Below are 26,740 nucleotides of genomic sequence, written 5' to 3' on the forward strand. Positions count from 1 at the left end.
GTTCCGCCTCCTCTGTTATTTGTCCGTTAATATAAATCCGTACGTTTTGGCGCTTGTTTTTAATGCCGTGTAGCTCGCGTACTTCGCTTTAAGCTGCGTATATGTCGCGTAGGTAAATTCGAATGCTACCGCCAAGTGTGCCGGGATAATGTCGCGTAAAGCTTTCTCAATATCCGGCTGATTATCAGGCACGCCGAGCTTGCCGACAAACCTGACCGTTATCTTATAATTGGCGTTGTCCTCAATAATCACGACCTCGCCGTTAACGTAGGATTCCGCTACACTCTTAATCAAGCTCACCGTCACCATACCAACGCCGCGAATCTTTGACTTTACGAATCCCCTACGCTGGCTTAACGGCTTGCTTTCGTCCACGGGCACGCCAGCGAAACGTTCCCAATTCGCTAGGCCCCACGTAGCCGTATCGATAAAGAATTGATCGAGTACGTCGTTCGTATCTGCATTCAGTTTCGCAATAACGGCCGACTCTGCGTCGATAACCGCATTAGCTTCACGAATCTCGTCATAGTAGCGTGGTATATAGTCGTGCATGGCTTGGTTTATATCGCGTATGTTCCTGTTCATGTGAATGTCACCACGCCCGTTATACCTACTTGGTCCGCTGTCGGCGTTATATTTACGATTCCTCCGTTAACTTTTAAGTTTGTATAGTCAATAACTTCGGGAACATCAAGGACTAGATTTGCAATACGTGTATAACGGATCGCCTCGCCAGTAAATGCGACGGACTTTAAGTATTCCGTAAGCCCCTCGTTAAATTGCGCTGTGACATTCGCTAACGAAGACCCGGCTTTTAACGTAAGCGTAGCCGTAACGCCGATAGCAAGTTCGCTCGCCCCGACTACGGTAACAGTTGCTCCGATAGGGCGATTCGTTTCGATATAGTCCCTTACCTGAGTAATAACGCTCGCCGAAGGTGCCGTTTTTTCTGTATCAAGTAAAACGACCTTAACCGTGCCCCCGCCATTCCAAACCGGATATACTTTCGCATCTCCAATCCCTGCCACTTCTAACGCCCATTGTCGATAGTGATTCGCGTTGCCCGAAGTAACTGGCTTTTGTACGCGGTCCTTAAGCCGTGTTAGTAGCGATAAATCGTCCTCTTCATCCGATCCCCCGTCGAAGTTAAACTCATTGTATACCGTAACTATTCCGTATAAATCGCCAGGCGCTAGCGATGTAATGTCGCCAGCCGCTACGTTCCCGTCAATTCCTCCGACCTCTGCTTCGACCATAACTGCAGCTGGCAGTACATCGTCCTCAAGTGTGACGAAAAATATCTCCGAATCTGTTTGCACTCGCGTTCCTGCCGGGATTGGTAAATCCTCCGGACCCCTTAGTTCAACAACGCCCTGCGCTTTAACTGCCGGCTTTCGTACTACGCCAAACTCGCTCGCCCGCATATCGAGGAAAATGCCCTCCGTTGTTTCTGCGAATCCTAGGCCGAGTACTGAGTCAAGTTCGACGTAATTATTTGCGATTTCGATTGCAGCCGGAAATACTAAGTCGTGTGCGACCGATCCTTCCCGCTTATCTATTGCCGAATCCATGCTATCGAGCATTGTTTCGAGTAGTTGCTCCGGTGTCATTTCTTCGTAAGCCATTTATATCGCCACCTCCTCCGTAAATTGCGACACGCCTGCAACGGGAACGACTGTAAAACTTACATATAGCTTGTCGCCGCTGCGTGTGTATTCTATATCCGCTATATCTTCTATTCTTTCGTCATACGCGAGGGCTTCGTACACCATTCGCGGGATTTCGGAATCAAGTAGCGCAGGCGAAAAGTCTTCGCCGACTAATTCCTGCAGTTCGTTTCCGTAGTCATCCGAATAGATAGCGTACTTCGACCGCTCTGTTAGAAGTGCCTTAATGACAAACTGCCGCAAGGCTAACTCCTCGTCGATATAGCCGCCAATCGTACCGTTCGCGAAATCAATCGCCCACGTTTTCGAAGGCTCCGTTATCTCTTCCGTTTCCTCTTCGTTAGTTTCCGGTATAAAACTTTCTGGTGTTAACGCCATTAAATCACCGCCTTATCGATTACGAAATAAAACTGCGTGTCGTCGTCGCTGATTACGATAACTGCATCGCCCATCGCGAGCCCTCTATCGGCCACCGTTTGCGATACGATTAAGTCGTCAGAGTCGAGCACTATCCCGTCAACATTTACGGAAAGGCTAGGCGATGGCGATACGACCGTTCCGACCTCGATTGTTATATCCTTGTTTCGTCCGTGCTTTCGCATTAATTGTATTATTTGACTAGCCGGTGAACCTTCGATTTTATTCATTCGTTTTTCCATCGTTATAGCACCCTCCTTATCTCCATGTAGTGACTCCCCCAATAACCTGTCGTATAGCTGTGCTCTTTACAGCCGGATGATGCTAAGCTCATGCAGTAGCCCGGCCTTGTTACGATACCAACGTGCGAAACGCCCGCTCGATACGTACCTTTGAAGAAAACTAAGTCGCCAGCCTGTGCGCTCGCTTTCGAAACTTGCCTACCTTTTCGTATTTGAGTCGAAGTTCCGTGTCCGATATTCATGCCGATAGCACGATTAAACACGTAGTACGTAAAGCCTGAGCAGTCACCTGTTCCGTTTACGATGCTTTTACCTCCGAATACATAACGAATTTGACCTTTAAAGCTTCGCGCTAATCTGACTACGTTAGCCGCTTTATCCATCGAAGCACTTCCGGATGCTGCGCTGCCCGAAAGTTTCTCAATCCATTTCCTTTCGATACTGCTCCACTTACTCGCCTTGCTCCGTGCATCTGAGCGCCCTTTCCCGCGTTCTAGTACTTTAATTTGTACATTCCGAACGCCGAACGCCATCGCTTTCGAGGCTTTAACGGCAATATCAATTCGCTTATTCTTAATCGCTCCACCGGTGTCTTCCGCAAGATATAAGCCGGAATACTCGTTTGCACTCGGTACATAAATCGCGACAATTGATCCGTAAGGGATAACGTTAGGGTCGACCGCAATTGTCCGCCCTTCTACTACCTTCGTACCGCTAGCCGTTAAGCCGGTTCCGCTGCTATTAATTCCGCCAAGTGAAGGGGCGTAAGCTGTAGCCACGTACCCGCCTGTATAAGCAATACCGACGATTTTCTTTCCTTCGGCTGCTACGTACTTGTCTTGCGGCTTATCCTTCGCAGGCTCCTCCGGTGGCTCGTATTCGATTTCGTTAAGTTCTAACGTTTTCGAAACTTGTAGCGACATCCGATGCAAGCCGTTAGCATCTATCGAATGAGAATCGGTTATAACGTAAAATCCCCCGCTAATTCCGGTCATCTTTTCGCTTACCTGGACCATGCGGCCTGCGATAATCGAATCGTCTCCGATTGCTTCTACGCTCGAATCTTTCTCGACTTTGTTGAGCTCCTTAAGTAGTGCGTTGGCAATCGGTTTAAGCTGCGAATCTGTCTTCTCGCTTTCGTGCTCTTTTTCCCGCATTAAGCCGTACTTCTTAACGGATGCCGAATCGCTTACTGTAACGCCCTTAGATTCCTCGCCAGTTTTTCCGGTGATTCTCACGCTGTTACGTAAATCCTCGATTGACTCCGAATAGGAAGCACTAAGCAAGTTCGCCCCATCTTGTATAATTAATCGCTTGACCTGCGTTTGGCGTTCGCGAAGTACTAGCTTTCCGCCTTCATTTCCAAGCAAAAAAACCTTGCCGGTCTTCTTTCGAGTCTCGGTCAAGGCTATAGTGATCATGTCGTAAAGCGTTTTGCCGCGAAGTATTAGCTTCGGGATAACGTAGCCAGTATCGTCGATATGGCCGTAAGGAATATCGTACCGTTTGCATATTGTTTTTATAATCTCCGAGGCTTTATCCTTAACGAATTTTATCGAGTCTGTATTCTTCGTAAGGTAGTAATTGTAGTCCCACGCCGTAAACGAAAAGGATCCCTTGCTTTCGATTTGAGTCGAAAAGACAACGCCCCGAAATATCTCTTTGCTGTTGTTATACAAACGAATCTCTTTTCCGACCTCTACGTTAACCGCTTTAGTTGTACCGTTAATCGTATTGTGCATAGAGATATCGACTTTACGGCTTACTTGCGTAGTCTCACCGGACCACGTTAGCGAAGTTATAAACTCGCCCAATCGTGTATAGCTCGACGAACTTTCGTAATACCGAACTGAAAAACTCATTTCGGAATCACCAACTTTTGACCAGGATAAATCCAGTGCGGATTCCTGCCGATTACTTTCCTATTCGCCGGAACATTATAGATTTTACGCCACTTCATCGCATCGCCGTATATAGACTTCTTCTTCGCGATATTCCATAGACAATCGCCTTTCTTGACTACATACATCTTTGGCGGCTTCGGCTTCGGTTTTGGCGGTCGTGGTTTCGGTTTAGGCTTCGGTTTTGCAACCTTTACCTTTTCGACCTTTACTTCGCGCCACTCTTTTAAGGGTATCGTAAAGTATATATCGCCAGGATTTCCGGCCCGTTCCGGCTCGATTTGAAAGTCGCGAATTGTAACCTCGACATTTATTCCGCCTGCCCCCGTTACAACGTAGCGAATAGGCTCGCGATCATTACGCCATGAACCGATTTTCGTAACGAATGCACTCGGCTTAATAAAATCCTTGTATCCGCAATAGGAAGGATTATACTCGCGGGGCCAGAATGAAGAGATTTCGAACTCCCGTAAGCCCCGTTTCTTAATCGTTGTGATTTCGCCTAACCCTTCGACCTCGACCTCCTCGTACCCGAACGGAGATATATACGCATTACTTACGGGATTAACGGGCAGGCGAAGCTTATCTTTACCTTTGATTAACCAGTATTCATTGCTCATTATGCACCTGCACCTCCCGCTGCTTGTACTTCGTCCGCAATATATTTCATTATTTCTTGCGCTGCTTCTTTCGAACTGCCGACTCCGTTTACGTTAATATCGCCGGTGAAGTTGTAGGTAGCCCCGCCTCTTCCGCTTCTGTACTCTTTATTTTCTTGCTTAGTTAAAACCGCCTCGCCTTTGTGAAGACTGGCTCCGTAACCATCTTTCGGGACATACGATAAACCGCCCGCGTGGGAAGTCTGTCGTCCTTGGCCCCTTGATGCGCTGTACTCAGGTGCGCTTGTAATATTTCCCCAATTGACCATAGGTACAATGGGTATATTTACGCCCGGTATTTTGTTTAGAACGCCGATCATTTTATTCACGTTCGATATGACACTGTTTACCATCGTTCCGGCTTTCGATTTAATCGTATCGAAGTTTTGATATATCTTAACTGCCGCGAACGCGATTTGCGCGAATGGCCCGAGCATTGCGATTACTGCACCCTTTAGCACGCCGAGTTTATTCCATAGCTCTAATGTTTTCGCCTTCACCTTATCCCAATTGCGATATACGTAGACTCCGCCTGCAACCAGTAAAGCCAAAGCTGCTACGACTAGCCCGATTGGATTAGCGAAAAGCACTCCGTTGAGTAATGCCTGCGCTGTTGTCGCGCCCACTGTCGCCGTTCTGTATGCTTTCATCATCGTAGTTACTGTCTCGATAATTGACATCGCTACTAATCCGGCTTTAAGTGTGACTAATCCGGCGCTGATGGAAATAACGGTTTCCTTAATCGGTCCCCAATTGTCCTTTATCATGATTGCGAAATCTAACGCTGATTGTGCGCTCGTCTTAATGTTTTCGCCCCACGCCGCAATCGTCTCCGGCTTTAAGTTTGATACCCATTCGGACATCGCATTCGCCCCGTCTTTGATAACAGGTAATAACGGCGTTAGTACGGATATTTGTAACGTTTCGAGTGCGCCCTTAAACTGCTCAACTGCGCCCGCCGCGTTGTTCATTTTTTCTTTCGCCACGTCTAGCGCGGTTACTTTCGACATTTCCGCGTTAAAGTCTTTTACTCCACTGGTTCCTTCTGCGTAGAGGATATTCGCAGCCCTTATCGCATCGCTTCCGAATAGTGTTTCTAGTGTAGACATACGTTGTTGATCTGTCATACCTTTCATTGACTTCTGTAATAGCCCGGATATGTCGCTTAGGCTTTTTAGTTCACCCTGCGCATTGAAAAAGGCATTCGCTCCATTTTCAGCCATTAAGCCGAGGTCGAAGAAAGCCTCCGTTTGCGCTTTAGTTTTCGGCTGTAAATTCGATAACATCGTTTTAAGTGACGTACCTGCATCGGATCCCTTAAGCCCGTTATTGGCGAATAGTCCGAGCGCTGTATTCGTATCTTGAAACGACATCCCTATGCCGGCCGCTACTGAGGATACTTGCGATAATCCGTACTGTAATTCTTCGACCGATGTAGCCGAAGCGTTTGCGGTTCCTGCTAGTATGTTCGAAGCTTGCTCCGCACTTAAAGCATCGTCTTTAAACGAATTTAGTGCCGTGGACATGATTTCGGAAGCTTTCGCTAAATCTAATCCGCCCGCTGTTGCGAGGTTTAAGGCCGATTCGAGTCCGCCCGCTTTTACTGCCGCTGGCGTTAGTCCCGCCTTAAGTAATTCTTCGATACCTTGCGCCGCTTCTAGCGCTGAGTATTTCGTTTGCGTACCCATCTTAAGCGACAAGTCCGTCATTTCTTTCATTTCTGCGCCGGAAGCTCCGGTTAATGCTTTGATACTCGACATCTGACTTTCGAAGTCCATCGCCTTATTAACGGATGACATCGCAACGCCTACCGCTCCGGCTGCGCCCGCAAGTCCTAACAACGTTCCCGACATCGCGCCGAATGTAGCATTTGCCCGCCCGCCCTGGTTTACGAATCTGCCGAATTCATCCCGTAGCTTTCCGTTTGCATCACGTGTCTGGTTCGTTGTATTGCTAAGACCTTTTAGGCTTGAAGTAATCGATCGTATTTGCGAGCTCATTTGGTCCTTCATCCGCAGTATAGCCGTTAACTCGTAGCTCATGCTTTTACCTCCTTTCTTGTCTTAGTGCTTCTTTCTTGCGCTCTAGCTCTTCGGCTTCGAGTGTCATTTCCATCGAGGCATATAAGAACGCTCTTTGGCGAGGTTGTTTATTGTGAATCTCGTCCGGAGTAATGTGGTGCCTTTGGAATATGGCGTGCAAGAGCCACGCTTCACCGCCGGCGCGGATTAGTTTTTTGATTCTTCCACCTGCGTAGTCATGTCGTTAAATCCGCTAACTTCCATAATCGCGTTAACCAACTTCAGAACTTCACCTGCAAGTAAGCATTTTTGTACGCAGTCAGCCGCATCCGAAGCCTCGAACTTTTCAAGCATTTTCGTGTCGCCGAAATCCATGTTCGTACATGCGTGAGAAACTAAGACAGCTCCGAATAATTGCTCATCCATTTCTTTTCCGTGTGTAGCTTGCGCTTGAAGTCTTGTAAGTGTTTTGCTATCGATTGCCTTAACGATTAATTCTCCGTCAATTCTTTTTAGGTAAACCGGCTTCTCAATGTTTAAATCCGTTTGTAAAAATTTGCTTAGCATATCCATCTATAAAAACCTCCATTTGGTTTGTTTTCGAATTTAAAGCGAGCCCGAAGGCCCGCCGAATGTTACGATTGTTTAATTGCGTCTAATAGGTCGAATCCGCTGAACGTAAAAGGAAGCTCTTCCTCAACGATTGCGTTAAGTTCGAAGCTTCCAAGTGGGATACGGTCGAATTGTACTGCTTTCAAGCGAACGCGTTCTGCTCCGAATGCTGCCGGGTCATTTAGTTTCATAATAAGCTCCGTAACATAAGGCTTTTTGTCGTCGTATGCCGCCGCTCCTACCAACTTAATAAAGTCGGAAGTTACTTTGTATCCTGTCATGCTGCCCGATCCTGTAAGGCTTGTTACTTTGTGTCCCATCCAACGAGTGCCCGATAGTGGAATTTCTTCTTTGTTGATTTCTACCATTGCCTCGGCAGATTTGATATTTGTTAACCATTGTCCTTCGTGATAAACTGCGCCATATGAGCCGTTAATTGTCCGACTAGAATCTAATACCATAATTTTTCACCCTCCCCTTAAACGTTAATTGTTAAGAAAATGCGTTCCATTGAATCGATTTCCGTGAATGAGATTGACAAGTAAACCGCATCGCCTACTGATTCGAATTGCGGATCAATTCCGACTTGAATCGCTGTAAGAACGTTGCTTGCTTCTAATTGCTCTAGGTAGCCTTTAATAGCGCTAATAAGTGCCGCGTGTCCATCGGCGTTATTGTCAAGTGCTCCGATGTAGCTGTCGCGTGCTGTTTTTTCCACGTCTGTAGCAACGGCTTGACGTGCGCGAACTGTACGGATTTTCTTTACGCCTGACGTGATCCCTTGCTCGACCTTTACTTTTTCGCCATCGTTAACAAGAACGAAAGAACCTGCTGTAAGGGCAGTAACGATTTCGCTATTACGTAAGCGTTTTGTTACGTCGTCTACTTGTACCTGCGTATAAGTAATCGACCTATTAATCGGAGTACTTGCGATAAGTCCTGCGATAAACGATGCGTACTGCCCACTTGAATAGTTCACTCCGCCGATAGTTACGCCAGTAATCAAGTTAACGATTGCTTCGTCGTTAAAGCCGACTGTACGTGTATTTCCTGTAGCCGGTACTTGGTCGTCCGCCGCTGTGCCGCCTGCTACGAACATGAAGTGCTTTTTCTCTGTGCGATTAACTGCAAGCCACGCCTTCGTATTTGTCATTTCAGCCGAAGATGCTTCGCCATCAAAAACGAATACGTTAAACGGGCGAGCTTCGAAAGCGTTCCGCATGTCTACGTAATCCTGTACCGCTGGCGTTGCCGGCATTGTGTAAACTAGGATTTCTTTAGCTCCACCTTGTAGGGCGAATTTAATCGATTGGATATTCGCTGAGCCGAAAAGTTCAAGCGCCCCTTGCTCGTCACTGACCGTATAGAATTTCTTAGCTGCCGCAGTTCCGCCGGAGTAAGCTTTTAAAGGCATGGCGACTATACCGCGTGTGCCTCCTTTGATTTGTAGCGCCGCAGCTTCTTTGAAGTTTGTATAAAGACCTGGGCGAATTGGTTCGTTTGCCGGGTCCCATTGTTGAAAAGCCATTTGACCGTCCCCTTTCGTAATAAAAAAAGCCCGCTATTAGTAGCGAGCCTCCACGTTTTGTATTTTCGTTGCTTGTTCGTAGCTTCGTGCTTGCCGTATTGAGACTTCCACGATTCCGATAATTGCGTAAATGCCTGTCGTTTCCGTTTGAAATGCTTGCGACAACGAAAAAGACTCGATACCTAAGTACCGAGACTCGTCGCCCTCTAAAGGAATTGATACTTTATCACCGAAAAAATGCTGTACTTGACCCATCTTCGATATACAATCCAAGTCGGAAGCGCCGTAATAAACTATCTGAAAAGAATGATCGAGTCGGTAATGGAAACCCGTTTCCGATTCGGTTGAACCTTTTACAAAACGGATTAGGAGGTCGCCAGAATTATACTTAATGGGCGATTTCTTTAGGATTTTAACCTCGGATAGATTATCCGAAATATAATCCGCTAGACTATCGACCTCGTTTTTAATATCAATCACCGTTTACCACCCCTCCCCATTTAACTCGCTCTTAATGTTCTCTTCTAGCCATCGTTGCCATTTCGCCTCGTCCTGCGATTCCTCCAAGAACTTCTCGACCGTGCCGGCTGTGCGTAATGATTTCCCATCCTCGGCCATATGTCCTTCGTGAATGTAGTACGCGTAGTTGAAATCTTTTCCTCCGTAGTTACCCGTAGCATTTGCCGCGACAATAACCTTCGCATCGAAGCCGGACCCCGTTACTTCCCCGTCAATCTCTCGCCGTAAGTTCGTGGTGTTTAACGGAGCAATATTACGGGCCTGCTCGACCCAATCGTCCTTAATCTCATCTAGCGCAAGTTTCGCGCCCCTTGCGACTGCTTCCGGTGTTTTCCGTATGAGGTCTTCAAGTGGTCCTAAGTCTAGCGTAAATTCTTTAGCCATTACGCAAACACCGCCGTTTGAACGACCTTACCGTTTATCATCCTTTGGGGAGTAATGCGAATAGGACTGCGGGTAATCGTTTGGTTAAGCTCGTTTGTATATTCGATTTGATCCTCGTAACGTATATCCGCCAACTTATCGAAAATAATCTCCATTCCCGCGACTACTTCCTTGCCTATCTGATTTTGTACGAGTTGGCTGTCTTCGTTTAAATTGCATTTCATTCGAATACGGTTAGGGGGCGTATGATGCTCGCCCCACTCGTCCGCTTCCCCTTGCCGAATGATTGTTACGTATTGATTCAAAGGGATTAATGCCATTAGCGCACCGACCTTCCCCACCGTATTTTCGATACCGTGATTCCGCCGTTCGCATCGCTGATTAAGCCGATTGAGGTTGCCGGAATAAGGGACCTAAGATCGGCCTCCCCATTTCTAAAGGCATACGCGATTCCTTTGAAGGAAAGGCTCTGTACGCCGTACTGTTGCATTTTGTACGTATCGTTAAAGACCGCTGCAAGTTTAGGAACAAACTCGTAAACGGCCTCGTCTGGAATTACGCAATCCTTGTAACGGTCGGATATCGTCCTACTCGCAACGTTAATTATCCGTTGCTTTTTCTCGTCGTCCGCGTTCTCCCAATCCTCGATATCGATAACATTTTGCGAAACATAATCGTCAGCTTCGAATATTGATAAAGCCATCTAAAACACCTCCGTTTTTATTTTTCGGAGGGCTTAGCTTTCTTCGGCTTTTCCTCCGCCTTTTTCGGTTCGTTCGCTTTTACTTCTTCTTTTAAACGTAAATCTTTATGTCGTCTTAGTAACATGTAAATCACCCCTTATTTATTAAGCTTTAGTTTGTAATTTAACTACTTTTGAATCGTCTTTAAGTGCAGCCACGTAATGTTCGTGAGCAGCGATAACCGTAGTTCTAGCAAGTACATCGCGATCGTCTTCGACTTGTACATCTTGCTTAAGATAGATTGCAAGTGCGCCCGGCTTAACGATGTAGTTAGTGTAAACTCCTGCGTTGTTAGGGACTTTATTCGAAGCTACTACTTGGCATCCTGCGATTTCACCGATTGTGCCAGTCATGAAAGCATTAGGAACGTTCGCAATGAACTGAGGGTCTTTACGTAAAGTTCCTTTTTGTAGTGGGTGGATGAATAAGATTTTTTGCTCATCGTCTTCTTCTTGGAACTTGTCAACTGCATCAACGATACCGCCATAAGAGATAACAACCGTGGAAGCATTTTGTAGCAAAGTAGCACCGTTTAGAGCTGTTACAAGGTCTTTGTCTACTTTTGCAGCGATTGAGTCTTCTAATTGACGACCTGCTTCTCCAACCGGATCACCGTAACCAGAAAGTACGGCTTGGTCAGTGATTTCAACGGCCTTACCTGCTTCTTTAATTGTTACTTGTTGAGTAGTAGTAGTAAGTACGACTGTACCCATTGCTACTCCCTCAGTTAAATCGTCCGCATCTCCGATATATCCGTATTTTGGAATTGTAATCGTATCGCCAGCTTGACCGACTAAAGTTGTATCAATTACTGCTAAAGGTGAGAATTTAATTTTGCTTGGAAGTGAAGCCCCGATCATGTCTGCCATTACCTTCGGGTTTACCATATTAGTTAATTTTGTTTGTGCCATTTTAAAACATCTCCTCGTTTTTGGTTTTTTGTTTTGTTAATAAAAAAAGCAGCTAGCTTTTACGGCTACCTACTTACTTGTCAATCGGTTATATTCGTTCGGATTGTCTGCGAAAAGTTTCATTCTTTCCGGGTATGACATTTTACTAAATTGTTCTTTCGTAATTCCTGTCTTGTCGCTCCCGTTCGTTTGTTCTCCGACCGGTTGCTGTGGTGCTTTGCTGAATAACCCTTTTGTCTCCGCTCTGTTTATCCATTCAAGCTTCGACTCTGGCGTTAAATTTTCCGGAATTAAATCTCTGTAATCTTCCGGAATTGACTGCAGTTTAGTTTCGAGTAGCCCGTTAATGACTCCTTCGAGTTGTTTGTTTCGGTCCTCAACGCTTGAATACTGCGCTTTAAACTCGGAAAATTCCTTCGAAGTTGTTTCGTATAACGACTTAAACTCTCCCGATTCTTCCTGCGCTTTACGATCCGCCGACTGCTTCTCCGCGTTAGCCGCATCTAGCTTCGCCTGCGCATCTTTGTATTTCTGATTAATCTCGTCGAAACGGCTTTTCGGAATCATTACTTTTTCTTGCTCCGTTTCGTTTGGAGTTCCCGCTTGTTCTTCCGTATTTTCCGCCCCGTCAGGCGAGCCAGCGTTTTCCTCCGCAAAGAATTGTAAATCTAAATTTAGTAAGTCCTTTTTAATCATGTGTTTTGCTCCTTTCGTTTTTAACGTGCAACGACACGAATTTACGTCTTTTAATGACTTCCGCCAGGTCAAATATTAAACTCGTTCGGGCTTGCGTTTGGGCGTTATAAGATGCCGACAAAATGGATGGAAAATTTCGTTCTTCGGGAGGTCGCCGATAAACGGATAATCTCCGGGCGCTCCTCGCGTAAACTTTACGACCTTGCCCTCCCATTTGGCGCAGGCATCTTTCGCTCCGTGTTTGCTGATAATGCCGTAAAGTACCTCGCGGCTAAGTGCTTCGTTAACGGTCGCCTCTTTGTGGGCTTCCATCATTTTCGAACGTACTAATACATTTACGTATTTTTCCGGCCTCCACTTGCGGCCCGCAGCATCGATTATTCCGGTATTAACCGCTTCGCCTAGTTGCTTTCGTAACTCTGCGGTGATGTCGCGGCGTAGCGTAGCCGTTGCGTTAATTCCTCGCGTTAGATTGTTCCGCATGACTTCCGCACTTACTTTCTGCACGGTTGCCCGGATTTTCTTGTCTACGTTTAGCGAGCAGGCGAGTAAATCCTTTTGCGTATCTGCTACGACTGCCTTTACTAACTCCTTATTGACTCGGTTAAAAGCGACTATATTCTCGGCCTCTGCGACTGTCTCAACGACTCCAAGCGAAATAATCGCATTGATTACGCCATCCTTCGCGGCCTTTTCGATACTCAGCTTCGCAAGCTCTCCCGCTTCTTTGTTTAGCCCGTTTAATATTTCGCCTACGGACTTTAAAGTCGCCAGTTGATTCGCCCGGCTAAACTCCGATAAGTCCATTCGTTCAAGCTCCCGTAAGATATCGTCGATTGCCTTTTGATATGCTTTTACTAATACTTCGGAATCGTAATCATAGTTAGGCGTTAATTCTGGCATTAGTTATCGCCTCCGCCCTCCGAATTAAATACGTCACTATCGACGAAACTTTCGGATGCTTCTTCTTCGTTAATCCTTGCGAGCTCGATCCTTGCTTGCTCTTCGGTGTATCCGTGTGTCTCCATGATTGCGTGCAACTGTGATTGCACCGGCTTACCGCCTGTACGTATTTGCGTAATCTGCGCTTGCTCGTACGCGTCCTCCGGCAATCCATCTTTAAACTTGATTTTCGGGACCGTAACTTCGTAATCTGGTTTCTGGCTCGACTTGGCATGCTCCAATAATTGCGCAATGAGTAGAACGTGTTTAAGCGCTTTGTCGTAGTACTGGCGTTTCCTGCTCACCTTCGCAAGCAATGGATTTAAGCGCCATTTTACGGAGAATCCCGATGCTCCTGACGTGCCGCTATCGGTTTTACCTAGTGCGACCGGAGGTATTTCGGAAACGATTAAAAGATGCTCGAGCAATAGTTCAAGCTGCTTAAAAGCTGCGTCGAGTTGCCCGTTCCATGTTACGTATTGCGGTACGACTTCGCTTTTATCCATTATTTCAACGACTTTATGCTCGCTTGTTTTGAATGTCGGATTACCTTGCGCATCTTCGCCGAGTGTTCCGGAAGGTACGATAAGCAATGGATCCGAATGTTTGTCGAGAATTTCTGCGATTCTACTGAGGCGGTTGTCAATCTCGGCGAATAACCCTTCGTTCTCACTGATATCGTCAATCCCTTGCCAATCCTCGTCGGTCGAATAGTTGGGAACGTGTACGAGTAATGGAAAAGGTACGTCCGTAGATATTTCCCTTTGTTCGTTTACGATTTCGCTTTGAATCTTCCACTCAACGACCGCGTTCTCGAAACTGGAATTCCTAAAAGGGCTCATCCGGTATTTTGAATACGTAATCTTGCCAGGATAATGCGATTCAACGTTCAATATCCAATCTTGGTCGCCCGTGCCATCGACTACCTTCGGCACCGCGATATGGTACGCATATATGCTCGTATCGTCTCCGGCTAAAGTTTCGGGAAATACGTACCCGGCTTTCTGAGCTTCGATAAACACTCGATAAGGGTCCGTGTCTTCGTTTAATAGCCCGCCGTATTTCTGGCCCCAACGTATCTTATAGAAGGAATCCCCACGATAAGCATTCGATAAAGCCGATTCGTAGTTCGTAATGTGAAGGTCGTTTTCCTCGACTAATCGCTCGATAGCCTTTTGTTCCTTCGAGTTTGAATCCTTGCCCGCGCTATAAACCGGCGTTTCCATGAAAAGAAAATCCGCTGACTTTTTCGCGATAGTGCCCGGTAAATTGGACGCGATAAAAACGAGGCTTGCTTGTTCCCCCGTTAATACGTCGTTATTGAATAAGCTGTGATCCCCTTTAAAAATCAGTTTATTTTTTCGATACCGCTCTACTCGTTCCTGGTGTGTTTGTGGCGGAAAATACTCGCCGACATTAAATAGACTCAATACCGCACCCCCTAATGATTTATGTTCCTGTTGGCTTCGTTTTATATGTCCTGCGCATCCTCCCGCCGCCGATTACGCTGATTACTCCGGCCAAACTATCCGGTAAATCGTCATGCTGGCCCGTTGGGAATTGCTCTAATTGCTCTAATAACAAGCTGTGATGCTTATTGAAACGCAAAAAGCCACTTTCACAAAGAGGCTCCAATGCTTCTATTCGCTTTTCTTTCTGTGTTCCGTGGTGTCCGATTGGCTTAAGTTTTGTACGAAAGTAAATACGTTCCTTCGCTAATCGTTCGCTTAATTGTCGGTGCATGTCGTGTCCAAGGCCGATCGTCTCTACGGCAAAAACAACGTGCTGGAATTCCTTTATTTTCTCGACTGCCTTATCAAGCGCTTTGTGTGCGAGGCACTTTTGCGCCCAAGCGTCCACGATATAGATAACGCCAGTCACTCGATTCCTTGCTATCGTAACTATCGCGTTATAATCTGAGCGAGAATTCTTGCCGGCTGCGATGTCCCAATAAGCGTAATAGTCTAACGGCATCCTGCGACCGTTATCGTATAAATCAGACTCGTCGAAATAACGGAACGTGCTCGGATTGAATATTTGCGATTCCTCATCGCGCGGCTCGTTCTGATATTCCGTATTAAAGGCTTTTGAGCCATTCGACCACTTCCATGTTAATAGCTTCCATATGGACTGTACTTCCGGCCATAGTACCTCGACCCCTTCGTCCATTTCCGCTTTGTTTGCCTCGTAGAATTCGCGGGCTTTTGGTTCGCGTTCATTAATCGGAATGGAATCGCTTTGATATATCGATTTGCATTCGTCCCATAAGTCCATACGGTCCGGCTCTTTAATAAGAGCGCGATACTTCTTCGATTGGAAGTCGGCGCGATTGTGTATTAAGTCATTGAGCAAACTTGCTTCGTGTACGACCGTTCCCATTACGATAAAGGCCGTCTTCTCGCCTTTCGCATCTCCTAACGGCATGACCGTCTGAGCCATCCAATCCTTAAGCTTTTCGCGTTGCTCGTTCGTGCTTGCGTTGGTCTTAATATCTTCGAGGTCATCCCCGATAATTAAGTCCGGACGTACGCCCTGCCAATTTCGGCCCCTGAGCGCTTGGCCCGTGGATGCCGCTTGAACCATCGTTAAAAGCTTCGGCGTTCCTTCTTTGCCCTGCGGCTCCCATGCGATAAAGCTTGTCGTATTATCCTTCGGGTTTAATTGTTGCTTCGGCGATAATAGAGGTCCGAAATCCTCGCGAAGCTTTGCGTTATTTTTAAGCTGCGTTGCCAGCCATTCAAGATTCGGTTCCGATACGGAAGGAGTTTCCGAAATGATGATTATATATTTACGCTTGCGAAAACAGGTTTCTCTCAGTGGTGCGGCCTTACTTAAATACGAACTTTTTCCGTGACTTCTAGGTGCTGCGCGTGCAATCTTGGCGTTTTTATTCTCGTTTGATACTTCGTCAATACTGGCGCATATTTCACGGTGAAACTCCGCCCCTGCTTCCGCTGACTCTAATTCGAAACCGTCCCAATTCCCACCATTTCCGGGATTAAAGGGCTCGCTAAAGTATTCGAGTGAGAAGTAAAGCAAGTCGACCTCTGCGCGATGTATCCGTTTAAGTCGTTCTAGTTCGTCCATAAAGCCTTCAAGTTCTACGTAATCGGCCGGAGTAAAGTCGCCATCGCTTTCCTTTGCGAGCATGATATCGATTAACTCTGCCGTGCTGTCGATTAATTCTTGGCGTTCTTCGCGCCCGATCCATTTTCCGCTAACCCATGCGATAGCGACCGCCTCCTTTCCGTTTAGTTTTATTACCGCTGAAATCACGGCTATGTAAGACTGCCACCGGTCCGCTTCGTTGAGTGGCGTAGGCAGTTCGATTATTCCTACCGTTAGGCATGCGATAGGAATTCAGAGTTTAAAAATGATGCGCGGATTAATTCTGCACTAATCCTAGGAAATCGGAAGGCCCGACCCCCTTGCGGCCCCCTCTCGGATCGTCTTGCGGAGGGCACCCGGCGGCCATTCGTTAATAAAAATTAATTATAATAACGTTTTATTATTTATTTTCTCGCGTACGTACGTATATGCCACGCTATCCCTTGCGTATGGATGCGGTAGGGCAGGCGGTCGGCAGGCGCTAGGCTTGCGGTGTGCTTGCTTCGTCGGCCGGCGCAGTACTGTCGAGTGTGCATGCGATGTGTAGCTCGGAGCTGTGCGGTACTGCCAGTCGGTAGCCCTGCGGTGTGCAGGCGGTAGGCTTATCGTAGCCCCTGCGGATATGCACCGACACTCCCTCCGTTTATACACCGGCATACACTCGGTATTCAAAACCTTGTTTACATAATAGATATACGCGGTAGTTCTCCGTTTGCACAAACGCTGTCGTACCGCCGTTCTTCGACTGCACATTTATTATCGAATATACACCGTTATATACATCGTTGATATAGCGCGGTTTATGGCGCCGGTGTTCGCATCGTGCCGCCGATTGGACTGCATAAAGGAAACGCCGAAAAGTTTCGAGGAGGGCACGCGTCAGATACCCGCAACCGATGTAATCAGCCGAAAGTATATCCGTAATGCACAACGTTAAACAGTCCGATATAAGCCACCGTGACAAGTTCCTTCATATATAATAGTCCGCTTATTCCTCCGTTGTGGATTCGTTAGTCTTACGCATTGCTGCTATCCTCGCCTTAACTGCATCGAGGCTCTTATCCGTACTCACTTCCGCATTAACTTCGACTCTATCCGTAAGCATATCGTTAGCTGTAAGGATTAGCTTGGCGGCGGCTGCGTTCCTATCTTCGACTACTGCGTTAATCATTGCGTCCATCATCTCCGGTAATCTGTCCTGAGTACCACGTATAACCTCACGTTTAAATTCCCTTTCGAATAACGGATCCTTCCGCCAGTTAAGCAAAGTATTAACGTGTATGTCGCACTCCTTCGCAATCTGTTCGAATGTTAGACCGCCACGTTTAGGCGTAGCCAGTAGCGCCATTGCCTTATAATGTTCTGGTCCTAGTTGTGATAATGTCATCGTCTTTCCCTCCTTTGATTTCGTACTCCTTGCGAGATATATAGCTTAATGAGTAAACGTTCTAGTGCGTTCATTGCGTTAACTCCTCCGTTTAGTAGGTGCGATTTCATATACTGCATAGTTAGGTTTTAAGGTGCAAAAAATAATACACTGCTTTTAGGGAACAAAATCCCGGAAATACACTGCTTTTAGGGAACAAAATAAAAAAGGTAAAATCACTATATATGGTATGATTAACGTTTATATTACAAGGTTTATTTACTACATATTGTGTTTTTGCTCATTTATTCAGAATTCTATCCCTCTTAATCAGTACTAACTCTAAGGGCTTGAACCCTGCGCTCCATGAACAAAGAGCATGTTCATTTCGCGCCAAATGTTTTCTCTTTTAAGAACCTACGAAAAGGGAATATATATAGGGCAAGTAAGGCACGTTAGGGCCGGCTTGCAATGTCTTAGGTCGGAACGACTTACGCTTAGTTAAACATCGCCTTAACCGCTTTTAATGACTCGGCGTTACCTGCGTATACTACCCGTGGATTAGCGATTATCCTGCGCTGCCTCTTATCGTTAACATTCGGAGGCAACCAAAACACCGGCTTACCGTCAACCTTTGCGGCTTCGAGCGCAACCTTAAGCTTATGCGTATCCTGGTAGCCAAGCGCAGCCGCTACGTTTTCCAACGACATCGGGCGCAGTTCATCTCCGTTATTCTCCTGCGGATTGAAGCACGCTATATTCGTATTGAAGTTGAGGAACGGAAGGACCGCGTATATTACCGCTAACTGAGCCGTTTTCTTTCCTTGGTGTAATTCGTATAAGTCCCGGACTGTCTTGCGGAATAACCGCGTATGTCTGTATTCGTCGAGCTTATCGAGTTTGGCCTCTTTAAGTGATCCGCGATAGAACACGCTAGGATTAACGATAATCTCTTTCCCGACTTCCTGTACGATTTGCTCGGTAATCAGCTTTTTAAAGAACGTGCTGAACTTCGGCCTACTTATTCCGATTAGCTTTTCGAGCCCCTTGCGGTCTATTACGCGACCGTTATCGTATTCCAGGCGACCTGAGCGCCATCCGGTGTATGTCCCGACGAACATTAAGCGAGCTAGGTCCGCCTGTGTTAACGAAGGGAAACGCCCGGCCATCGTCGTACACGTCTCGAATAAGGCGAACACAAAGCCGCCGTTCTCCGCTTCATGCTCCTTAAGTTCGTCCGTTACTTGTTTGCCTCTGCGTTGCTTCTCCGTAGTCTTTACCGCTATCTCTGCGCGATGCGACATGTCTTCGCCGTGTTCGTTGTATACCTTGCCGTCCTTTACGATTGCGTTTTCCTTAATCGCCATGAAGCCCTTTTTCTGCGGTATCGTTAAGTTATTCCACGCCTGTAGTTCCGTTTGTCTCGTCATTTTGGAGCCTCCGTTTCAAATATGTTAATCGTGTTTAAATATGGTTCGTCAATTTCGATTAGTTCGCCCGTAGACATAACGAAAGAACCGCCGCGAATACCGGCGATTTGCTGAAACGATTGTTTACTGGCAGGTACGTTGTACTTAGTCGCTAGCCCTGCCGTTTCGATTGCGGCTTTCTTCGTGCTTGCTCGGACGATGTAATGCGTATTTAAGAAGGATTTATATACGTAGTAGTTTTCGTTGTTGAGGTCGATAACCAGCCCTTTGTTGAGCCGCGCTATCATTTCGATTAATGCCGTTTTAACTTCGGCTTTCTTGATGCCGTAAGTTGCTGTCGGCGAATATTCTTTGCAAAATAGGATCGTCATTTTTTCGTAAAAGCGATTCGTTGAGTCTTCGCTTAGCTTGTCGAAAATGGCATAGTGTACGTTTTGCTTTACGAAATGCTCGAGTCTAAGGCGTAGCGCCCTTTCGTTGCTCATAGCCCGCTTGGCTTAGCCGCAGAGTATTGTTTCAAAACGTTATCAAGCCCCGGCGTACGTTGGTAGGCCCAAAACTGGCGGCTCGTGTTCTCGCTTAGCCCCGTACAAAGGAACTTAATCCCCGAAGCTTTAATAAAGCGATATTGTGGAGGAGAATATGAAAAATACAGGTCTTTCGTCGTTAATTCTGTCATTACGTTTGCCCCCTTGAATTTAGATAAGTATTTTACGCCGGTCAGCTCGCCTCGAAATTCTATTTTCATTCGGTGCCGGCGTGTTTTAATGCTTGTTTTATATGAGTTTGTATGGTATTGTTAAGATGCGGATTTATACGATAATTTCTTATAAGCGCGCAAAGAAACATCGCCCGTCGATTCGTAAGCCCAATCGTAAAAGTCGCGATACTCGGCCGGTGTCATGTCGCAATGATCCGCCAAGTGCTTAACGAGCTTATCGAAACGAACCGAATCAACTCCGGCAGTCTCCGCCCATTTAAACAGGTGCTTCGTAAATTTCGAACGATTAAGCGTAGCTGATACCGGATAGCAGTTATAAGCCGTTGTGCCGCCGTTCTTCGATACTGGTACCGCATGCTCGAAAGAAAGGTCGATATCCTCGCCCGTGAGCGCACATTTACCGCCGAAAACTTCAAGCGTATTTTCCCATTCCTTAGCCGTAAGAGTGCCGGGCAATCCTGCGCTAATCGCACGCGCATTCTGACTCGATACACGATTCGAAATGTCAGTCGTGCAGTCGGTACAATACGGAAACATGCCGTCATGGTTATACGATGCTGCGCGATATCCACTGCGTTCTTTACGTTTCGAACAACCTGGACAAACTTTCGCGATGCACTCGCCGTCTTCGTTATAAAAGCGCTCTGCGCGAGGCTTTTGCGTTTTCTTAACTCCGCCGCGAACCGATGCGCCCGTTTTGTTAACCGCATCCATAGCCGAATGACAACTTTTACACTTGGCTTGTAGGCCGGTAAACCTGCGGTCATCAGCGCGAAAGAATTCGTTAGTTGCGATTTTCATTTCGTCACATATCGAGCAGCACTTAGCGACCACTTTGCCAGTCCCGTCGATTAAGTGTTTTCTGCGTAGTCGTTTTTCTCCGTGTACTAATGTTAATTCTTCGTTAGATTGACAAAACCATTTCCCGTTAACCTCAATAATCGATAATGTATTCATAATAAATAGCTCCCCTTTATAAGTAAGTTTTTTTTGAACGCAAATAAGGAGCCGGTATAATTACCAAGCTCCCGAAAAAGTTATATTTAGTTTTAATGATCGTTATTTCTTAATGATTTCGTCCATTTTCCCGCTGATAGACTTCATTAGTTCCCGTATTTCATTAAGTTCTTTCACCATATCCACTATTTGCTCTGTGCTCAATTTTTCCATTATAAATTCCTCCTTTTAAATATTTATCCCTCCGCGTTAGCAGAAGGTATGTATTTCTGTTTCTAAACATAACGGCGGCTGAGAGGCTAAAATATACCCTATCTCAACCTTTAGGTGCTTATAAGGGTAAATTGCAACCTATTCCTCTCTATAGGTGCGTAAAAGGCGAAATTGCACCGCGTTACTCAGAAATAGTTGTCTTTCCCATCTATAGGTGTCTAAAACGCGAAATTGTGTTAGATTATAAAAACTTTACCTTTCCCCATCTATAGGTGTTCGTACGGCGAAATCACAACCTCAATTTTAAATTTTCCGCATCCCATCTATAGGTGCCTAAACGGCGAAAATATAACCTATTTTTAAAATAAGTTTCTCCCCCTTTATAGGTGCTTAAAAGGCGAAAACGAAGGTTATTATTTCTCTTTCCCATCTATAGGTGTCGGGAGAGCAAAATAGCTACCTATTATTTAAAAATATTTTCTAAACTGAATAAAAAAAGGGACTCGTTAGTAAGTCCCACAAAAACAAACACTCAGGGGAAGAGAAAAAGTACTTTACTTCCTTTTATCCCTTCACTATTTTATAAATACAGGTATAGCGTGACACTTTATGCAAGCTTTTCCTTAATTCTTTTAAGTTTTTGCCTAACCGCGGCCCCTTTTATCCCTAATTCTGCCGAAATGTACTCCTTACGTATCAATATTTCGCCCGATAGGTCGCAAGTGTAGTTTTCCATCGCACCTTTTATCCGGTCCGCGATAACGATATCCACGATTTGCTCCACGAATTCGCTTTGCCCCTTGTTTAATCTCTTCAATTTCTCGACCGTTACGTCAATTCCTAACGCTGTACGGTAGTTATCCTCCGCAAAGTGCGGCGTTACTACGTGATTACTTCGCTTTCCATCCTCTTTACGTTGTATTTTACGCATTCCGTTGCGCTCCTTCTCATCGTCAGCAAATCTGCAGCTAAACGTTTTATTAATGTACTTCACGATTTCCATTTCGCTACGGTCCGCGTTAACGAATTTCAAGGCGTACTCGATTCCGGAGACTGCCGACTCTTCAATTTCCTTCTTCCTAGCCTCAAATACCGCGCGAGTTTCGATTTCCTCCGCTTGGTGAGCCTTATACAAGCGTTTAAAGTATGCGAAATGGTATTCGTCAAAGGCTTCGGTAAGCCTGCGCTTAATTTGACGCCAGTTACGAGCCAGTACCGCGAATAGTTCCTCGTTTAACTCCCATTCGTAAGTGTAGTAGTCCGAGTTGCAGGGCTTCGCGAAGTTGATTTTTAAGTCGATATATAAGATAGAAAGAAGCCGCTGAAATTCCGCATCGTTTTTCGTGATTACCTCGTCCTTAACGTGCTTCATCATTAGCTCGCGCATAGCCCGGATACGATACGAGATATATTCGTGGTGGTTAGCGAGTCGTATGCGGATGCCTCCGGACTTTGTGCCGTCATTAACACGATAGCGCCCGTGGTTTATCATGAAATCAGTCTCTACTGAGGAAATGATATCGTTAATGATCGTCCTATCCCCCGATTGTTGGTACGCGATTACCTTCGATTTAAAGTCGTTTGCCATTTTTAATTATCCCCTTTCGTTATAAGTTAGTACCTGGTCATAAGAATATAAGCGATATAAGTCGTAGTTGTTATTGTAATATAGCGGATAAGCTTCTAACCCTTCGTAAAGTGTACGATGTCGTACAGTTCAACGAATCAAATAGTGCGACGTCGCACCTTTTCAAATATGACGATGTCGTCAGTTTTAATCGCCGAAGTGGTACGATGTCGTACCGGCTATTTCGTTGAACGTGCAACGATTCGGAGTACGTACGATGTCGTACGGTCGTTCGAAAGTGGGAAGATGTCTTCCCGTTTTACAAATGCGAGCACGTACTCGTTTTTAAACCGTCCGACATCGGATGATTTTAGCGACGTCGCTAATTTTAAACGGCTCCTCGAAAATTCTAGTGTGGCGAAAACAGAACATATTCGCGTTTTAGTGTGGCGAAAACAGAACGCCGAAAATGTGGGTCCGTGGCTACTGACGGAAGGCTTGCGGGCGTTTTAGGCTGCGGTAGGTGTCTTAGTCTTCCAAACGCGAAAAGTGTGTCGCCATTCGGACAAATACGGCGAAAAGTGTGTTTCTATCCGGACATACGAGAAGTGGCTCCGTGCTTACTGCCGCAATGGATAGCGCTATTTTAGCCGCGAAATCTTATATAATCCTTTACCCACCGCCAGAAGGATCGCCAGCCCCCGACTCCCATTAGCGGGAATCAATCGACTCCTACTAGCGGGAATTTAACGAGAACAACGTAATAACAACGAATTAAGTTCAAAAGATTGCCTCGCCTTCGGCTCTGCCAACTCCCTTTTTCGTAAAGCTCTTAGCTTGTAAGGTCCATCGAAAAGTAAATATATTGGCAAGAGGACACGTTCTTTGTCCGATTGCAGTCTCTTAGGTCTTTAATGACGCCTTATAACGTTTTCCCTTGGTCCTTGTTCTTTGTATTTCCCTTTTCGGCAGCACTTGGAGTTTTTTAACGGTTTTTATTCGCGCTTATTGGCAACAAATTTTTAAATTTGGTGCAATGTATTTAATTACTAAGATCTTTAAGTACTTAAGTTCAAGTTCTTTAAGTTCTAAATCTTTTAAGGATACAGCAAGCAAAACGAATAGTCAACACTTTTTTAAAAATATTTAAATTTATTTTAAAAAACGTATTAAAACCCGCGTCACACCTACATTTCTCAAAGAAAAACGCCTTAAAAACTATCTTTTTAGGTGTTTGCCCGGCCCGTTTCGGCTAAGCTTTTGCCTGTAAGGCTAGCTTTTACGCCCTCTCAAATGGAATGGAGGGCTAAAAGTAGACTGGAAGGCTAAAGCGTGACGACCTTTAATAATTGGGTTTTACTGAGGGCGCTCTTCCCGAAGGAAATACCCTAACAATTTACTTTAAACAAAGGTAATACCGCCTTACCATCGCCCCTCTGCGCTTGGCATACGTTTCCTACGGCCTCAGCACGGGCATATAGCGCTCCTAACCCCGTTTAGATACCTAGACAACCCCCACGTCTTAAAACGCCCGCACGCGCCCAAAAAACAAGGATTTCGCATAGGCAGGCTTTCCCCTACGCTTTGAGATACGTTTCTCGCACGCTCAGCACGGCGTTTAAGCCCTCGTAATAGCCTCCGAGGGTAAATACAGCACCCCGCCCCTAAAATGCTCTCACGGGCCTCTCAGGCGCCTTGTAGCGTTCCCTACGGTTTGGCATACGTTTCTCGCACGTTTAAGGCGGGCATATATCCGTTTGTCTGCCGTTTGAATACCAATACAGCCACCTCCCCTTAAAACGCCCGTATGGGCCTCTGAGGGATTATTCCGGGGGTATCATTTGAAATGAGCCCCTTGCCATCGATTCTCTGTACGATTTTCCCACGAAATACACGGCGTTTTAAAGGCGCTAAGGTCTTCCGAGGGTATTCGTAACCCCTCGACCCTTCAAGCGCTATTTTCCCGTGTAGAATAAGCAAAAACGACATACGTAGCCGATCCGCCTAAATTGCGACCGCTGCCGGATACCTAAAAGAAAAAGACACCGGATTGCTGTCCGAATGCCTTAAAAGATATATTAGTATAAATTAGTACCTAGTCCTAATAATTAAGACCTTACGTATCTATTCCCTCCGATACCTCCGCCAGGACCGTTTATAATAATCTCACTCGCTTGGTCCGTGCTAGTGCTCGGTGCCGGTTGCGAAAAGCCTGCGGTTATAGCTACTGCCATTAACATTACGATAACTACTTTCTTCATTACGTTTCACCTCCTTTCAAGCTATTTGGATGTTACTAATTACGTTGGCCGATACGGTAAAATCCGGATGATTATTCGTAAGCTCACGTCGCGGAAGCTCAGCGTAGAATTTATCGCCAGTCTCGATAAACTTCGCCATCGATTTAAGTAATAGCTCCGCATTCTTCTTCGCGATGCCAAGATAACATAGCGCGAAAGGATCGTCTTCGTATTCCTTACATATAGCCTCTACCGCAGTGACATCGCCTTTTCTAGCCAAGTGGTGCGCACTTTCTAGGCTGTCGTGGCTGTTAGCTCCGGCCTTATTCCATAGCACTCTCGCGAAGAACATTTCCTTATCGGCTACTTCGTCCGCCATATCGTAACGGCCGGCTTCTTCCATAGTATCGCGGTATAAGGTAAACCATTTAATACTCTCTTCGTAACTTTCGAAAAGGTAAGAAGTTCCTAACAAGTGGTACATATGCACTTTGAAATCCTTCCCTAAGTACGTTGAATTTAGGACGACATTAGCGTAAAATCTCGCCTTTTTAACATCGTTCTTTAAGTTCATATAACCGCGTGCCATTATTTCGCTGATCCTTGCCGAATAGCTATCTCGAATTAGTGGGTTTTTAATTTTGGCGATTTGAGTTTCGAGACTATTGCCGAGACGAAAAACCGTTTTATATTCGCCTAGCATATAGAGTACGTAAGCCTTTAGAATGTTCGCGAATATTTGAGCTTCGACGGATTGAGTGCGGAAGCTTTCTATTTGGAATAAAAGCTCCTCGTTAGGAACGGCCCTTTTTTGGAATTGTAAGGCTATACGGTAAATTTTCGCGAAATCCTTAGTTTCCACTCCCGCACTCTTTACTTCATCGGAATCGAGTAACGCTTCTAAGAGACTGATCTTTCTTTGCGTAGAATAATACTCCATTAGTGAGCGTATATTCTTCGGGCTATCTCCCTCTAAGAGCATCATTTCGGTTACCGTGCTTATTAATTCGGATTCTCTTTCCGGTTTTAAATACCTGATTATTCGTACCCAAACGTGAAACGTAAGCTCGCATCTATAACCGAAAAAGTTAGAAATATAAGTCTTAGAGCATCCGATAGCTTTTGCTAATTCTGCCGCCTTTACGTCTCGCTCTTTACCTTCCATTAATTCCTCTAAAAATTTTCTCGTATCCATATATATTTTGCCCCCTAAGTTTTATTTAAGTAGCCGCTCAATAAATCGATAGCATGCCGATATTTGTGCCGAAATCGTACACAACTACGAGCTTGCCGGCTCGTTCGCTCCGTAGTATTTCGTGATATCGTTAAAGGCTACTTGCTCCTACGCCTATGCCCTTGACGTAGGAACGTAATAGCTCACACGCTCTTACTGGCTTTATCTTGCGAATTTCTCCATTACTTCCAGTAACGTTGCTCTGCGTAACCACTCTAAATCCGGCACTCCTTTATCCCAAACAATCTCAAACCGTGGACATACTCCGATATCGAGGACCGGCAGTCCGTTTACTCGCTTGTCAGTAAGTTTTTTAAAGGTAAGAAAACCCTCTTGAATCTCGACTATCCAACTGTCGCCAAACACCGGATAGTCAGTTACTTCGTTTTCCCAGCAAGGATCGCCGGTTGCTATTACGTAGACCTTCATAATGTGATGACCCCCCCTATATCCGAAATCGTACAGAACAGTGAGCTTGCCGGCTCTTAAAGCTCCGTACCATTCTTTTTAAATCGCTCATTTAATTTGATATTTCGGTTTTTAAGTTCGACTTATCGCTGTTTCTGTCTTTATCTTACACTCTTAGTATATGGCATGTCAACCAAAAAATACTAAATAAATTCGATTTCTCAAACTTTTTGTGCAAATGGGCGAAGTTTATG

The 26,740-nt window shown here is 45.7% G+C and carries 29 protein-coding genes; all 29 read right to left on the reverse strand.

Annotated features, from left to right (window positions below):
• Positions 1-15 precede the first annotated feature (15 nt).
• The gene (locus MPH60_RS20475) at positions 16-585 is read right to left on the reverse strand and encodes a YmfQ family protein (protein WP_241589551.1); all 570 of its coding nucleotides are present in this window, start codon (positions 583-585) and stop codon (positions 16-18) included.
• A complete protein-coding gene (locus tag MPH60_RS20480) occupies positions 582-1,625 on the reverse strand; it encodes a baseplate J/gp47 family protein (protein ID WP_241589550.1) in 1,044 nt (347 codons plus the stop codon). The genes MPH60_RS20475 and MPH60_RS20480 overlap by 4 nt, the downstream gene beginning before the upstream one ends.
• Positions 1,626-2,045 (reverse strand): DUF2634 domain-containing protein, encoded by a 420-nt coding sequence (locus MPH60_RS20485; protein WP_241589549.1) that lies wholly within the window; start codon positions 2,043-2,045, stop codon positions 1,626-1,628. It lies immediately after the preceding gene.
• On the reverse strand, positions 2,045-2,368 hold the full coding sequence (locus MPH60_RS20490; protein WP_241589548.1) for a DUF2577 family protein: 324 nt from the start codon (positions 2,366-2,368) through the stop codon (positions 2,045-2,047). The genes MPH60_RS20485 and MPH60_RS20490 overlap by 1 nt, the downstream gene beginning before the upstream one ends.
• Positions 2,329-4,188: an XkdQ/YqbQ family protein gene (locus MPH60_RS20495; protein ID WP_442957024.1), complete on the reverse strand. Its 1,860-nt coding sequence runs from the start codon at positions 4,186-4,188 to the stop codon at positions 2,329-2,331. The genes MPH60_RS20490 and MPH60_RS20495 overlap by 40 nt, the downstream gene beginning before the upstream one ends.
• Positions 4,185-4,847 carry a LysM peptidoglycan-binding domain-containing protein gene (locus MPH60_RS20500; RefSeq protein WP_241589546.1) on the reverse strand — a complete coding sequence of 221 codons (663 nt, stop codon included), beginning with the start codon at positions 4,845-4,847 and terminating at the stop codon, positions 4,185-4,187. The genes MPH60_RS20495 and MPH60_RS20500 overlap by 4 nt, the downstream gene beginning before the upstream one ends.
• Positions 4,847-6,928 (reverse strand): phage tail tape measure protein, encoded by a 2,082-nt coding sequence (locus tag MPH60_RS20505; RefSeq protein ID WP_241589545.1) that lies wholly within the window; start codon positions 6,926-6,928, stop codon positions 4,847-4,849. Before MPH60_RS20505 ends, MPH60_RS20500 begins: the two co-directional genes overlap by 1 nt.
• A 186-nt stretch (positions 6,929-7,114) precedes the next feature.
• Entirely contained in the window at positions 7,115-7,480 is a 366-nt protein-coding gene (locus MPH60_RS20510; RefSeq protein ID WP_241589544.1) for a phage tail assembly chaperone, read from the reverse strand.
• Positions 7,481-7,542: 62 nt separating this feature from the next.
• Positions 7,543-7,980, reverse strand: coding sequence for a phage tail tube protein (locus MPH60_RS20515; RefSeq protein WP_241589543.1), 438 nt, complete (start codon positions 7,978-7,980; stop codon positions 7,543-7,545).
• 17 nt (positions 7,981-7,997) lie between these two features.
• A complete protein-coding gene (locus tag MPH60_RS20520; protein ID WP_336275380.1) occupies positions 7,998-8,933 on the reverse strand; it encodes a phage tail sheath subtilisin-like domain-containing protein in 936 nt (311 codons plus the stop codon).
• A gap of 150 nt (positions 8,934-9,083) precedes the next feature.
• The gene (locus tag MPH60_RS20525; RefSeq protein ID WP_241589541.1) at positions 9,084-9,527 is read right to left on the reverse strand and encodes a hypothetical protein; all 444 of its coding nucleotides are present in this window, start codon (positions 9,525-9,527) and stop codon (positions 9,084-9,086) included.
• A gap of 3 nt (positions 9,528-9,530) precedes the next feature.
• Positions 9,531-9,950, reverse strand: coding sequence for a hypothetical protein (locus MPH60_RS20530; protein WP_241589540.1), 420 nt, complete (start codon positions 9,948-9,950; stop codon positions 9,531-9,533).
• Positions 9,950-10,270 (reverse strand): hypothetical protein, encoded by a 321-nt coding sequence (locus tag MPH60_RS20535; RefSeq protein WP_241589539.1) that lies wholly within the window; start codon positions 10,268-10,270, stop codon positions 9,950-9,952. Before MPH60_RS20535 ends, MPH60_RS20530 begins: the two co-directional genes overlap by 1 nt.
• Entirely contained in the window at positions 10,270-10,653 is a 384-nt protein-coding gene (locus MPH60_RS20540) for a hypothetical protein (protein WP_241589538.1), read from the reverse strand. Before MPH60_RS20540 ends, MPH60_RS20535 begins: the two co-directional genes overlap by 1 nt.
• A 144-nt stretch (positions 10,654-10,797) precedes the next feature.
• Complete coding sequence (locus MPH60_RS20545; protein WP_241589537.1) at positions 10,798-11,604, reverse strand: N4-gp56 family major capsid protein; 807 nt, start codon at positions 11,602-11,604, stop codon at positions 10,798-10,800.
• A gap of 69 nt (positions 11,605-11,673) precedes the next feature.
• The gene (locus MPH60_RS20550) at positions 11,674-12,300 is read right to left on the reverse strand and encodes a hypothetical protein (protein ID WP_241589536.1); all 627 of its coding nucleotides are present in this window, start codon (positions 12,298-12,300) and stop codon (positions 11,674-11,676) included.
• 75 nt (positions 12,301-12,375) lie between these two features.
• Positions 12,376-13,203, reverse strand: coding sequence for a phage minor capsid protein (locus tag MPH60_RS20555; RefSeq protein ID WP_241589535.1), 828 nt, complete (start codon positions 13,201-13,203; stop codon positions 12,376-12,378).
• Positions 13,203-14,672, reverse strand: coding sequence for a phage portal protein (locus tag MPH60_RS20560; protein WP_241589534.1), 1,470 nt, complete (start codon positions 14,670-14,672; stop codon positions 13,203-13,205). The genes MPH60_RS20555 and MPH60_RS20560 overlap by 1 nt, the downstream gene beginning before the upstream one ends.
• 19 nt (positions 14,673-14,691) lie before the next feature.
• Positions 14,692-16,518, reverse strand: coding sequence for a phage terminase large subunit (gene terL / locus MPH60_RS20565; RefSeq protein WP_241589533.1), 1,827 nt, complete (start codon positions 16,516-16,518; stop codon positions 14,692-14,694).
• A 475-nt stretch (positions 16,519-16,993) separates the two neighbouring features.
• Positions 16,994-17,314, reverse strand: a complete 321-nt coding sequence (locus MPH60_RS20570) for a hypothetical protein (protein WP_241589532.1) — start codon at positions 17,312-17,314, stop codon at positions 16,994-16,996.
• A gap of 24 nt (positions 17,315-17,338) precedes the next feature.
• Entirely contained in the window at positions 17,339-17,737 is a 399-nt protein-coding gene (locus tag MPH60_RS20575) for a phBC6A51 family helix-turn-helix protein (RefSeq protein ID WP_241589531.1), read from the reverse strand.
• A gap of 476 nt (positions 17,738-18,213) precedes the next feature.
• On the reverse strand, positions 18,214-19,146 hold the full coding sequence (locus MPH60_RS20580; RefSeq protein ID WP_241589530.1) for a hypothetical protein: 933 nt from the start codon (positions 19,144-19,146) through the stop codon (positions 18,214-18,216).
• Positions 19,143-19,631, reverse strand: a complete 489-nt coding sequence (locus MPH60_RS20585) for a hypothetical protein (RefSeq protein ID WP_241589529.1) — start codon at positions 19,629-19,631, stop codon at positions 19,143-19,145. The genes MPH60_RS20580 and MPH60_RS20585 overlap by 4 nt, the downstream gene beginning before the upstream one ends.
• The gene (locus MPH60_RS20590) at positions 19,628-19,825 is read right to left on the reverse strand and encodes a hypothetical protein (protein WP_241589528.1); all 198 of its coding nucleotides are present in this window, start codon (positions 19,823-19,825) and stop codon (positions 19,628-19,630) included. The genes MPH60_RS20585 and MPH60_RS20590 overlap by 4 nt, the downstream gene beginning before the upstream one ends.
• Before the next feature lie 120 nt (positions 19,826-19,945).
• On the reverse strand, positions 19,946-20,824 hold the full coding sequence (locus tag MPH60_RS20595) for a hypothetical protein (RefSeq protein WP_241589527.1): 879 nt from the start codon (positions 20,822-20,824) through the stop codon (positions 19,946-19,948).
• An 820-nt stretch (positions 20,825-21,644) separates the two neighbouring features.
• Complete coding sequence (locus MPH60_RS20600; RefSeq protein ID WP_241589526.1) at positions 21,645-22,625, reverse strand: hypothetical protein; 981 nt, start codon at positions 22,623-22,625, stop codon at positions 21,645-21,647.
• A 2,087-nt stretch (positions 22,626-24,712) separates the two neighbouring features.
• Positions 24,713-24,865, reverse strand: a complete 153-nt coding sequence (locus MPH60_RS20605; RefSeq protein WP_241589525.1) for a hypothetical protein — start codon at positions 24,863-24,865, stop codon at positions 24,713-24,715.
• Positions 24,866-24,881: 16 nt separating this feature from the next.
• A complete protein-coding gene (locus tag MPH60_RS20610) occupies positions 24,882-26,039 on the reverse strand; it encodes an AimR family lysis-lysogeny pheromone receptor (RefSeq protein WP_241589524.1) in 1,158 nt (385 codons plus the stop codon).
• Positions 26,040-26,240: 201 nt separating this feature from the next.
• Complete coding sequence (locus tag MPH60_RS20615; protein ID WP_241589523.1) at positions 26,241-26,507, reverse strand: hypothetical protein; 267 nt, start codon at positions 26,505-26,507, stop codon at positions 26,241-26,243.
• Between the last annotated feature and the right edge of the window lie 233 nt (positions 26,508-26,740).

The sequence above is a fragment of the Peribacillus sp. Aquil_B1 genome (assembly GCF_022603275.1).
In the GTDB taxonomy this organism is placed as follows: Bacteria; Bacillota; Bacilli; order Bacillales; family DSM-1321; genus Peribacillus.